Origin of the sequence: Candidatus Pelagibacter sp., from assembly GCF_052049675.1 — a bacterium.
Taxonomy (GTDB): Bacteria; Pseudomonadota; Alphaproteobacteria; order Pelagibacterales; family Pelagibacteraceae; genus Pelagibacter.
In genome coordinates, this window is record NZ_JBNGZM010000001.1 from 1267730 (window position 1) to 1278926 (window position 11197).

General features: G+C 30.7%; 13 protein-coding genes. 8 read left to right on the forward strand and 5 right to left on the reverse strand.

The annotated features are described in order from the left end of the window. Positions 1-15: 15 nt before the first annotated feature. Positions 16-1752, reverse strand: a complete 1737-nt coding sequence (locus ACTT9L_RS06845; protein WP_440928559.1) for an ABC transporter ATP-binding protein — start codon at positions 1750-1752, stop codon at positions 16-18. A gap of 2 nt (positions 1753-1754) precedes the next feature. Next, positions 1755-2621 carry a 4-hydroxybenzoate octaprenyltransferase gene (gene ubiA, locus ACTT9L_RS06850; protein WP_440928560.1) on the reverse strand — a complete coding sequence of 289 codons (867 nt, stop codon included), beginning with the start codon at positions 2619-2621 and terminating at the stop codon, positions 1755-1757. A 49-nt stretch (positions 2622-2670) separates the two neighbouring features. On the opposite strand from ubiA, the gene ACTT9L_RS06855 reads away from it, so the two are divergent. Continuing rightward, positions 2671-3075, forward strand: a complete 405-nt coding sequence (locus ACTT9L_RS06855) for a DUF2721 domain-containing protein (protein WP_440928561.1) — start codon at positions 2671-2673, stop codon at positions 3073-3075. On the opposite strand, the gene ACTT9L_RS06860 is transcribed toward ACTT9L_RS06855, so the two are convergent. The 3 genes from ACTT9L_RS06860 to ACTT9L_RS06870 are packed head-to-tail and all read right to left on the reverse strand — an operon-like array spanning position 3068 to position 5565. Next, positions 3068-4042, reverse strand: coding sequence for a quinone oxidoreductase family protein (locus ACTT9L_RS06860; RefSeq protein ID WP_440928562.1), 975 nt, complete (start codon positions 4040-4042; stop codon positions 3068-3070). The two genes, ACTT9L_RS06855 and ACTT9L_RS06860, sit on opposite strands and share 8 nt — an antisense overlap. A 3-nt stretch (positions 4043-4045) precedes the next feature. Continuing rightward, positions 4046-4882, reverse strand: a complete 837-nt coding sequence (locus ACTT9L_RS06865; protein ID WP_440928563.1) for a pirin family protein — start codon at positions 4880-4882, stop codon at positions 4046-4048. Between the two features lie 20 nt (positions 4883-4902). Beyond that, positions 4903-5565, reverse strand: a complete 663-nt coding sequence (locus ACTT9L_RS06870) for a haloacid dehalogenase type II (protein WP_440928564.1) — start codon at positions 5563-5565, stop codon at positions 4903-4905. 16 nt (positions 5566-5581) lie between these two features. Here ACTT9L_RS06870 and ACTT9L_RS06875 point away from each other — a divergent pair, with 16 nt between their 5' ends. The 7 genes from ACTT9L_RS06875 (at position 5582) to ACTT9L_RS06905 (ending at position 11188) form a co-directional block, all read left to right on the forward strand. Next, positions 5582-6280, forward strand: coding sequence for an RsmE family RNA methyltransferase (locus ACTT9L_RS06875; protein WP_440928565.1), 699 nt, complete (start codon positions 5582-5584; stop codon positions 6278-6280). A 62-nt stretch (positions 6281-6342) separates the two neighbouring features. Further along, the gene (gene coxB / locus ACTT9L_RS06880; RefSeq protein ID WP_440928566.1) at positions 6343-7158 is read left to right on the forward strand and encodes a cytochrome c oxidase subunit II; all 816 of its coding nucleotides are present in this window, start codon (positions 6343-6345) and stop codon (positions 7156-7158) included. Between the two features lies 1 nt (position 7159). Further along, positions 7160-8794: a cytochrome c oxidase subunit I gene (gene ctaD, locus ACTT9L_RS06885; protein ID WP_440928567.1), complete on the forward strand. Its 1635-nt coding sequence runs from the start codon at positions 7160-7162 to the stop codon at positions 8792-8794. 33 nt (positions 8795-8827) lie between these two features. Continuing rightward, positions 8828-9739 carry a heme o synthase gene (cyoE, locus tag ACTT9L_RS06890; RefSeq protein WP_440928568.1) on the forward strand — a complete coding sequence of 304 codons (912 nt, stop codon included), beginning with the start codon at positions 8828-8830 and terminating at the stop codon, positions 9737-9739. Further along, positions 9736-9861, forward strand: coding sequence for a serine protease (locus ACTT9L_RS06895; protein WP_440925682.1), 126 nt, complete (start codon positions 9736-9738; stop codon positions 9859-9861). Before cyoE ends, ACTT9L_RS06895 begins: the two co-directional genes overlap by 4 nt. Beyond that, positions 9858-10391 (forward strand): cytochrome c oxidase assembly protein, encoded by a 534-nt coding sequence (locus ACTT9L_RS06900; RefSeq protein ID WP_440928569.1) that lies wholly within the window; start codon positions 9858-9860, stop codon positions 10389-10391. The genes ACTT9L_RS06895 and ACTT9L_RS06900 overlap by 4 nt, the downstream gene beginning before the upstream one ends. Positions 10392-10399: 8 nt before the next feature. Continuing rightward, positions 10400-11188 (forward strand): cytochrome c oxidase subunit 3, encoded by a 789-nt coding sequence (locus ACTT9L_RS06905; RefSeq protein ID WP_440928570.1) that lies wholly within the window; start codon positions 10400-10402, stop codon positions 11186-11188. The last annotated feature ends 9 nt before the right edge of the window (positions 11189-11197 follow it).

Genomic DNA, 11197 nt, shown 5'->3' on the forward strand with positions numbered 1-11197 from the left:
AAAAAAAAAACATATTTATTTCCGAATTTGTTTTTCATAAAAATTTTTGTATAATTTTGACTCAATTAAAAGATCTTCATGTTTACCATTGTTAATTACTTTTCCAGAGTCAATTAAATATATATTATTTGAATTTAAAATAGTTGAAAGTCTATGTGCAATCACAATTGTTGTTTTATTTTTCGTAAGAGTAAATAATGCCTCTTGAATTTTAGCCTCTGTTTCAGAGTCCAATGATGAAGTTGCTTCATCTAATAAAATGATCGAACTTTTTTTTATCATAGCCCTAGCTATTGAGATCCTTTGTTTTTCTCCACCTGATAATCTGAGACCATTTTCTCCTATTAAAGTGTCATATTTATTTGGAAGTTTCTCAATAAATTCATGTGAGTTAGATAATTTAGCTACTTTAATTATTTCTTCCTCAGTTGAATATTCATTAGCATATTTGATATTATTTTTAATTGTATCATCAAACAAAGTCGTTTCCTGGCTCACTAAAGAAATATTATTTCTTAAAGTTTCTAACTTTACGTCGTTAATTGACTGATTATCAATTTCTATAATCCCAGATTGAGCTTGATAAAACCTTGGTATGAGATTTAAAATAGTTGATTTTCCTGAACCGCTGTGCCCTACTAGTGCAGTCATTTTTCCACCTTCAAAATTTAAAGAAATATTATCTAGAACGTTTTTGTTTGAGGACTCATATTTAAAACAAACATTTTTAAATTTTATTTCGCTATTTTTAATATTTAAATTTTTAGAGTTTGGTGTATTTTTAATTTCATTAACTGTATCAACAATTGGAAGAATTCTTGCTGCTGCAGAAAAACCTTGGTTGATTACAATATTAAGAGTAGATAAGGATCGTACAGGTTGATATGCCAACATCATCGCTGCGAGAAATGAGAAGAAATTATTAACTTCAATCTCGCCATTCATTATTAACTTTCCAGAATAGTAAATAAGTATTGCTATCATTATACCAGTTAAAACTTCCATTATTGGAGAAACTCTCACAAGAACTGTTGCAATTTTTTTACTTTTTTCCATTAATTGATGTATGTGACCTTCTGCCCTAATTGCTTCATAATTTTCTTTTTGAAATATTTTAATTAATTTATGATTTTTGAATAATTCTACTAAGTATGTTGTGAGATAACCGGACTTTTCTTGAGCCTCAGTAACAACTTTTCCCATTCTTTTTCCCATTGTTCTAGCAGCTGTACTTGCTAGAGGTATCATTATTATTGAAATTAGAGAAAGTTTCCAGTTTTGTGTAAACATTACAAATAACAAACCTATCAAAGTGAGACTATCCTTAAATAGGTTTAAAATAGCAACACTAAGTAAATTAGTAATATGCCCAACATCATAAGTTAAATTAGAAATAAATTTACCAGAATGTTTTTTATCAATGTATTGAGTATCTGCTTTTATCAATGATCCTAGCATATCAATTTGAAGTTTTTTTTTTACCTCTTCACCAACATTTATCATTAAAATTTTTGCAACATACAAAGAAATTCCCTTTATTGAAAATGCTAAAATAATTAAAATTGGAATTATCAGAATAAGTGATTGATCTTTTTCTAAAAAAATTTTTTTAATTGCTGGATCTAATAGCCAAGCTATAGAAGATGTGCTCCCAGCAACTAAGACTGAAAAAAAAACTGATAAAAGAATTTTTCTAATATGTTTTTTTGTGTAGTCTTTGTATAACCTTTTAAATAGTTCAACTTTGATCATAATTAAATTTTTGAAATAAGAATATTTAAATAAATTATTAATCCAAAAAGATTATTGCTTTTAAATATTTTTAAACATGTGAAAGAATCTTTAGGATTGAAAGTTTTTACTTGATAAAAAAACAAATGTAAGAAAGGAATAACACATGTAACAAAATAAATTTTACCAAAATTCATATAATACCCACCAAATAGTAACGAGATAAATAATACTGACCAACAGACATAAATAAATAATTTCTCTCTATTTTTAAATTTTATTGAAGTAGATTTTAGTCCTATAATTTCATCATCTTTTATATCTTGAAATCCATAAATTGTGTCATAACCTAATGTCCAAAATATGGCTCCAAAATAAAATATTATAGGCGCTAAATTTATTTGATTTGTAACAGCTGTCCAACCTAATATTAATCCATAATTAAAAGTGATACCAAGAAATAACTGTGGCCAGTATGTAAATCTTTTCATCAAAGGATAGGTAAAGGCAAGTGGCATAGAGCACAAAGCAAGAATTATTGTGAAAGAATTAAAATTTAGCAAAACTAATAGTGCAACAAAACATAAGATTAAAGAGTAAAAAATACCTAGTTGTATTGAAATTTTGCCTGATGCTATTGGACGATTTTTTGTTCTAAATACTTTTGCATCAAACTCTTTATCAAAAATATCATTTACTATGCACCCTGCAGATCTCATTAGAACTGAGCCAAAAAAAAATAAAGTTAAATAAAAAAAATAATTAAATAATTGCATATTAAAATCATATGCAAGGGTCAATCCCCAGGCACATGGCCAAAAAAGAAGCATAAAACCAATTGGCTTTTTTAATCTTGTTAAATCAATGAAAAGTTTTAATTGGTTAATCATATTTTACTTGTAAATAACAAAGCCTAGTTTCATAATCAAATTGATTCGTATGAATATAGATTACACAGTAACAGCACTAATGTTCCCAGCAATTCCTTTGATGATGGCTGTTTATAGCAATAGATTCCATTCTTTAAGTATATTAATTCGACAACTCCATGATGAGCATGTTTATGAAAAACATATACCCCCAGAGTGGAAAAAACAGTTCATAAATCTTAGTGGTAGAATAACTCTTTTAAGATGGACAATACTTTTTGCTTCATTCGGATTTCTTTTTAATATGTTGACTGTATTTGCTTTATACCTAGATGAGCTTTTTTTAGCTCGAGTAATTTTTGGATCTTGCTGTCTATCAATGATTATATCTATAATTTTTTTTATTAGAGAAATTCAAATCTCAACAAATGCACTTAAATTGCATATGTCAGATATGGATGTTGATGTTAATTAGGAATTATTACAGCTGGACCTAAAATTTTTCTTCCTTCTAGATCTATATGTGCCTGTACAACCTCCTCTAAATTATATTTTTTAAAAATTTTAATTTTTACTTTGCCAGAACTAATTTTTTCAAACATTGTTTTTGATGCTTCGTCTAACTCTTCTCTTGTTGAAAGGTATTGTTGCATAGAGGGCCTTACAAGATACAATCCTTTTGGTTGAATAACTTTTGGTACATTAATATCTGACAACGGTCCAGAAGCATTTCCAAATGAAACCATCATCCCTCTTACTGCTAAGCATTCAATTGAACCATCCAATGTGTCTTTTCCAACCCCATCGTAGACAACAGGAACACCTTTACCATTTGTAATTTCCAAAACTTTTTTTGCAAAATCTTCTTTATTGTAATTTATTACATGATCATAACCATTTTCATTTGCTATATTTACTTTTTCATCCGATCCAACTGTGCCTATAACAGTACAACCTAAACTTTTTGCCCACTGACCAAAAATTTGACCAACACCACCAGCAGCTGCGTGAAATAAAATCGTATCACCTGATTTAACTGGATAAGTTTTATGCAAAAGATAAAAAGTTGTTAAACCTTTTGTCATTAATGTTGCGGCTATTTCTAGATCAATATCATTAGGTACTTTTACTAAATTTTTAGTTGGATAGTTTCTGTGTGAACAATATGAACCTAAAGGAATACCTGCATAAGAAATTTTATCACCAACTTTAAAATCTTTAATGTTTTCTCCAACATTAGTAATAATTCCAGCGCCTTCTAAACCTAAACCAATTGGTAGTTTTAACGGGTACAAGCCTGATCTATGGTAAGTATCAATGTAGTTAAGACCTATTGCTTTTTGTTCAATTGTTACTTGATCTGGACCAGGTTTATCTAAAGAGATATCTTTAACTTCTAAAACCTCAGGTCCGCCAGTTTTATTAATTTCTACAGCTTTCATAATTTATTTCACAAATGTACCATTATGATAATCTTGAACTGCTTGCAAGATTTCTGCTTTAGTATTCATCACAAATGGTCCACCTCTAGCTATTTCTTCATTTATTGGCTTACCCGAAATTACTAAAAACTTTGCATTTAACTTAGCTTTAACACTTAAATCTTCACCTTTAGTTAATAATATTAAAGTACTATCTACAACTTGATCGTGTTTATCTTTTCCAATTTCAATTTCACCAATAATTAAATAAATAAAAGTATTGTGAGTAGATGGTAATTTAAAATTAAATTCTTTACCTTTGTTGAGTTCAACATCAAAATAAACCGGTTCAACGTTGTGACCTATTACTGGTCCTTCAGCTTTTTCAAATTTTCCAGCTATCACTTTTACTTGTTTCTCATCATCTTTATGAACACTCATTTTATCAGCATCAATATAAAGATATTCAGGCTTACTCATTTTTAATTTAGCTGGCATGTTAATCCATAATTGAAACCCATGAAGTTTTCCTTCTTTCATAGCAGGCATTTCTGAATGAATGATCCCACTTCCTGTTTTCATCCATTGAACATCTCCCGCAGTCATTCTACCTTCACCACCTGTACTATCTTTATGCTCAAAATCTCCAGCCAACATATAAGTCACTGTTTCAATTCCTCGATGAGGGTGGGGTGGAAAACCAGCTATATAATCCTCACTATTTTCTGAACCAAATTCATCAAGCATCAAGAAAGGATCAAAATAATTTGGCTCAACACCAATACTTCTTTTTAGTTTAACTCCAGCACCGTCAGAAGCTGGAATAGGATTTATAATTTTACTAACTTCAATGTTTTTCATATTTTATAATTAAGAATTATTTATATTATATCAAGTAACTTATTAAGATCTTTAATTTGATGTTTTGGTACATAATCTAGAATATCAAAAGTATTATTGTTTCTATTAACCCAAATAGAATTATAACCATAATTTCCACCACCAGATATATCCCAAGTGTTAGCACTTAAAAAAGCAACTTCATTTTTTTTAATATTATATTTTTTAATTGGTATATCGTAAACTTTAGAGTGTGGTTTATAAATTCCAACCTCTTCAATTGAAAAAACATCATCAAATATATTTTCTAAATTATTACTCTTAACTAATTCATTGAGAAGATCAGGAGTACCATTAGAAAGAATAGCAAGTTTTAAATCTTTTTCTTTTAATGATTTTAAAACTTCAGGCACCTCTTTGAAAGTTGATAGAATTTTATAAAGGTTTAATAATTCATTTCTCATAGAAGAGTCTATTACATAAGTTTTCATTGATTTATCCAAACTGTCCTGTGTCACTTGCCAAAAATCCTTATGACGTTTCATTAAGCTTCTCAGCCAAGTATATTCTAATTGTGTTGTTCTCCAATAATTGGCGAAACCTTCCCACTTATCACCTATTTTATCTTTACATTTTTCAGCAGCTGAGTTTACGTCAAATAAAGTGCCGTAAGCATCAAAAATTATTGCTTTAATATTTTTCATAAACTAACTTATCAATATGAGTAACATTAGATTATTTTATTCAAAAAGTTTATCTCTTAATTTGACTGACAAACTTGATAATTCTCAATCTCACTATGTTTCAAAAGTTATGAGACTTAAAGAGAAAGACGTTTTTTCTCTTTTTAATAGCAGTGGTGAATGGGAAGCGAAAATCTCAAATATCACAAAAAGCAAAGTTGAATTTAATGTTACGAAACAATTAAGACACAAAGAAAATACCAAAGATCTCTGGCTAGCCTTCTCTCCAATTAAATCAAATTACTTTAATTTTATGATCCAAAAAGCTACAGAGCTTGGTGTAACTAAGTTTTTACCAATTATCTTTGAAAGAACGATTGTTAGAAAAATAAATAAAGAGAGATTGGAAAAAGTGATCATAGAAGCAGCCGAACAGTCAAATAGAATAACAGTTCCATTAATTGAGGTTCCTCAAAAATTAAAAAGATTTCTAAATAATGATATGGATTTAATATTTACTGACCTCAATACTACTAATACAAAAATTGATCTTACAAAGTTAACAAATAAACCTACTTGCGTAATCATAGGGCCAGAGGGAGATTTTTCTGAAGAGGAAAGGGAGGAGATTCTCAAATTTAATGGTGTTCAGTCTGTTAAAATCAATCAAAACATCTTGAGATCTGAAACCGCTGTAATTTCAGCTCTATCAATCATAAATTACGCCGTTAATTGATATTTTGTCGCTAAAAGTAAAAGTGTATTTTTTTAAAAGACACTTTATATAGGGTAAAAAAAATGAAAAAATTTTTATATATATTTCTAACATTTTTAATAACTTCAAGCGCATTTGCTAATCAACCAGTTGATTGGCAACTAGGCTTTCAAAAGGCTGCTTCCGAGACTATGAGAGATATAGTTAATTTCCACGATAAATTGTTGTTACCAATTATAATAGCAATCAGCGTTTTTGTACTATTTTTGATGGTTTATGCTTGTATAAGATTTAGAGCTTCAGCAAATCCAGTTCCATCAAAAAGAACTCATAATGTTGCTGTTGAAGTTTTATGGACTTTAATTCCATGTTTAATTCTAATCGTGATGGCAGTTCCATCATTTAAAATTTTATATAAACAAGATGCAATTCCAAAGTCGGATATAACTGTTAAAGCTATTGGATATCAGTGGTACTGGGGATACGAGTATCCAGATGAAAATATTTTCTTCGACTCTTACATGATTGAAACTAAAGATTTAAAAGAAAACGAGCCAAGATTGTTAGCTGTAGATAATGAGCTGGTAGTACCAGTAAATAAAGTTGTTAAAGTAATGATTACTGCTAATGATGTTCTACATGCTTGGGCACTTCCTTCATTTGGAGTAAAACGAGACGCAGTGCCTGGGAGAATAAATGAAACCTGGTTTAAAGCAGAAAAAGTTGGAACTTATTATGGTCAATGTTCTGAACTCTGTGGAATTAAACACGCGTTTATGCCAATTGAAGTTAGAGTTGTTACTGAAGAAGAATATCAAGAGTGGTTGTCAGAAGCTAAAGTCAAATTTGCAAAAGAAATTAATGAAGAAAGTCAATTCAAAAAACTAGTGAGTAAATAATATGTATACACAAACAGCATCACACGACGATCATCATACACCAACTGGTTGGAAACGTTGGGCTTATTCAACCAACCACAAAGATATTGGAACTATGTATCTAATATTTGCAATTATCGCAGGTGTGATTGGTACAGCATTCTCAGTTTTAATGAGAATGGAATTGATGCATCCTGGTGATGGAATTTTGGGTGGAAACTATCATTTATATAATGTCTTAGTGACTGGTCATGGCTTGATCATGATCTTCTTTATGGTGATGCCAGCAATGATTGGTGGATTTGGAAATTGGTTTGTTCCAATTATGATTGGTGCACCTGATATGGCTTTTCCTAGAATGAATAATATTTCATTCTGGTTACTACCTACATCTTTCATATTGTTAATAATGTCAATTTTCATGGATGGCCCTCCAGGTCAAACAGGTGTTGGTGGTGGATGGACAATATATCCTCCATTATCATCCACAGCTGGTCAACCAGGTCCAGCAATGGATTTTGCAATTTTAAGTTTACACTTGGCTGGAGCTTCTTCAATTTTAGGTGCAGTAAACTTTATTACTACAATTTTAAACATGAGAACACCTGGCATGACATTGCACAAAATGCCATTATTTGCTTGGTCAATATTAGTAACTGCTTTCTTATTACTTTTATCATTACCAGTTTTAGCAGGAGCAATTACGATGCTTCTTACAGATAGGAACTTTGGAACAGCTTTCTTTGATGCACAAACTGGTGGGGACCCAGTATTATTCCAACATTTATTTTGGTTCTTTGGTCACCCAGAAGTTTATATTTTAATCTTACCAGGCTTTGGAATGATCAGTCATATTGTTTCAACATTTTCTAGAAAACCAGTTTTTGGATACTTAGGAATGGCTTATGCTATGGTTGCAATTGGAATAGTTGGTTTTGTTGTTTGGGCTCACCACATGTATACAGTTGGTTTAAGCACAGATACTAAAGCATACTTTTTAGCTGCAACGATGATCATTGCAGTACCAACCGGTATAAAAATATTTTCATGGATAGCAACTATGTGGGGTGGTTCGATTTCATTTAAGACCCCAATGGTTTGGGCTTTAGGATTCATATTTTTATTTACTGTTGGTGGAGTTACCGGTGTAGTGCTTGCGAATGCTGGAGTGGATACCGCAATGCATGATACTTACTACGTTGTTGCTCACTTTCATTACGTGCTATCTTTAGGAGCTGTATTTGCCATCTTCGCTGGTTTTTATTACTGGTTTGGAAAAATGACTGGTTACGAATACTCAGAGTGGATGGGTCAATTGCACTTTTGGTTAACGTTTATTGGCGTAAACTTGGTTTTCTTCCCACAACACTTTTTAGGTCTTGCAGGAATGCCAAGAAGATATGCTGACTACCCAGATGCTTTTGCAGGATGGAATTATATTTCTTCAATTGGTTCTTATATTTCTGTAATTGGATTGGTGGTATTTTTTATTAACCTTGCTTATGCGTTTTATAAGAAAAAGGCTGCAGCACAAAACCCATGGGGAGAAGGCGCTACAACTTTAGAATGGTCTGTGCCATCTCCACCTAATTTTCATACTTTTGATGAATTACCAAAGTTTGAAGATGAAGATGGTGTTGAAAAATCTACAAGCTAAATATAGTAAAAAAGATTTTTTAACTTTATGTTAATGATTAAGTCTAAATTAAAAAATAGAAACTTATCTCAAGAAGACGCCTTTAATTTTTCTGAATTATTTAAATTAATGAAACCAAGAGTAATGTCTTTGGTTATCTTTACATGTGCAGTTGGATTGTTAATGGCTCCAAATATAATTCCAACAAAAGATGCAATCATTGGAATAATTTTAGTTTCAATCGGAGCAGGAGCAGCTGGGGCTTTAAATATGTGGTACGAGTCAGATTTAGATGCCCTTATGACAAGAACTTGTTTGAGACCAATTCCGACAGGAAAGGTAAATAGAAATCAAGCACTAGTATTTGGAATTTTTCTTTCAATTTTTTCTGTAATTGCTCTTGATTATTATTCAAATAGAATATCAGCTAGTTTATTACTTTTTACAATTTTGTTTTATGTATTTGTTTATACAATTTGGTTAAAAAGAAAAACTCCGCAGAATATAGTAATCGGAGGAGCTGCAGGAGCACTGCCTCCAGTTATTGGCTGGACTATAGCTACTAATTCTTTGACTTTTGAACCAATTACCTTTTTCTTAATAATATTTTTTTGGACTCCTTCACACTTTTGGGCCTTAAGTTTGTATAAATCTGATGATTATAAAAAAGCTAAAATTCCAATGCTTCCTTTAACTAATGGAGTTGAGAGTACAAAATTAAACATATTTGTTTATTCTTTAACGATGTTACCTGCAATTATCTTGCCTTATGCAATTGGCTTTGTAGGTATAACTTTTTTAATCCCATCTTTAATTTTGACAATTTATTATAATTATTTATGTTTCGACCTTTATAAATTTAAAAAAAATAAATTTGATGCAAAAAAAGCAAAATCTATTTTTGGATATTCAATTTTGTATTTATTTTTAATTTATGTTCTTTTTTTAATTGATAAAATTTTATGATAACACCTGACAAAAAAACAAAGAAAAAAAATATTATAACAGCTATAGCAATTTTAGCATTTATGGTATTTTTATTTATTTTTACTTTATACAATGTTGGAGTATTTGATAGACAGATATGATTAAAGGCAAAACATTAACTCCTTTACTTTTAGCTGGGATTTTTATCCTTATGTTAGGATTGTCTTTTGCAGCAGTGCCTTTGTATGATTTGTTTTGTAGAGTTACTGGTTTTGGAGGAACAACCCAGGTTTCAAAAGAAGCTCCAAAAATAGTGTTAGATAAGGTTGTAAGTGTAAGGTTTGATACAAATGTAAATAATCTTGATTGGAATTTCAAAGCAAAATCAAACGTTATTAATGTGAAAGTTGGCCAGGTAAACAGAATTGAATTTGAAGTTGAGAATTTAGGAAACGAAACGACTCATGGTGTAGCTAGTTTTAATGTTTCACCAGCAAGTTTTGGTAAATATTACAGTAAATTAGGATGTTTTTGTTTTGAAAAACAAGAGTTAAAGGCAGGAGAGAAGGCAACTTACGTAATGACTTTCTATTTAGACCCTGACCTTGTGAACGATCCAACTACAAAAAATCTACAAGATGTAACTATGTCGTACACTTTTTTCTCGACAGATTACTATAAACAATCATAATCACGAAAATGTCAGCAGAGAAAAAACACGATTACCACTTAGTTGATCCAAGCCCTTGGCCAATCTATACATCTTTTGCATGCTTAGTATTAGCTATAGGTGCAATTTTTTATATGCATAACGGTATTTCATGGGGAATGTATCTTGGTTTAGCTTTGTTAATTTATGGTGCATATATGTGGTTTAGAGATGTAGTAATCGAAGCTGAACATCAAGGTCATCACACTCCTGTTGTTCAAATTCATCATAGATATGGAATGACTTTATTTATTGCTTCAGAGGTAATGTTCTTTGTTGCATGGTTCTGGGCTTACTTTGACATAAGCTTGTTTCCAAATGAATTTGTTGGAAATGTATGGCCACCAAAAGATATTGAAACATTTGATCCTTGGGATATTCCTTTGATAAATACTTTAGTTTTATTATTATCAGGAACAACTGTTACTTGGGCACATCACTCTTTATTGGAGGATGATAGAAAAGGATTTATACAAGGGTTAACTTTAACAGTAATACTAGGTTTCTTTTTTACGTTATTACAAGCATATGAATACCATCATGCTACTTTTACCTACTCGGGTCATATTTATGGAGCAGTATTTTATATGGCAACAGGTTTTCACGGTTTTCATGTGATTATTGGAACAATTTTTTTGGCGGTATGTTTGTGGAGAGGAAGGCTTGGTCATTTCACAAAAGATCATCATTTTGGATTTGAAGCAGCTGCTTGGTACTGGCATTTTGTTGACGTTGTGTGGCTCTTCTTATTTGCTGCAATATATATTTGGGGAAGTTAATATTTATCC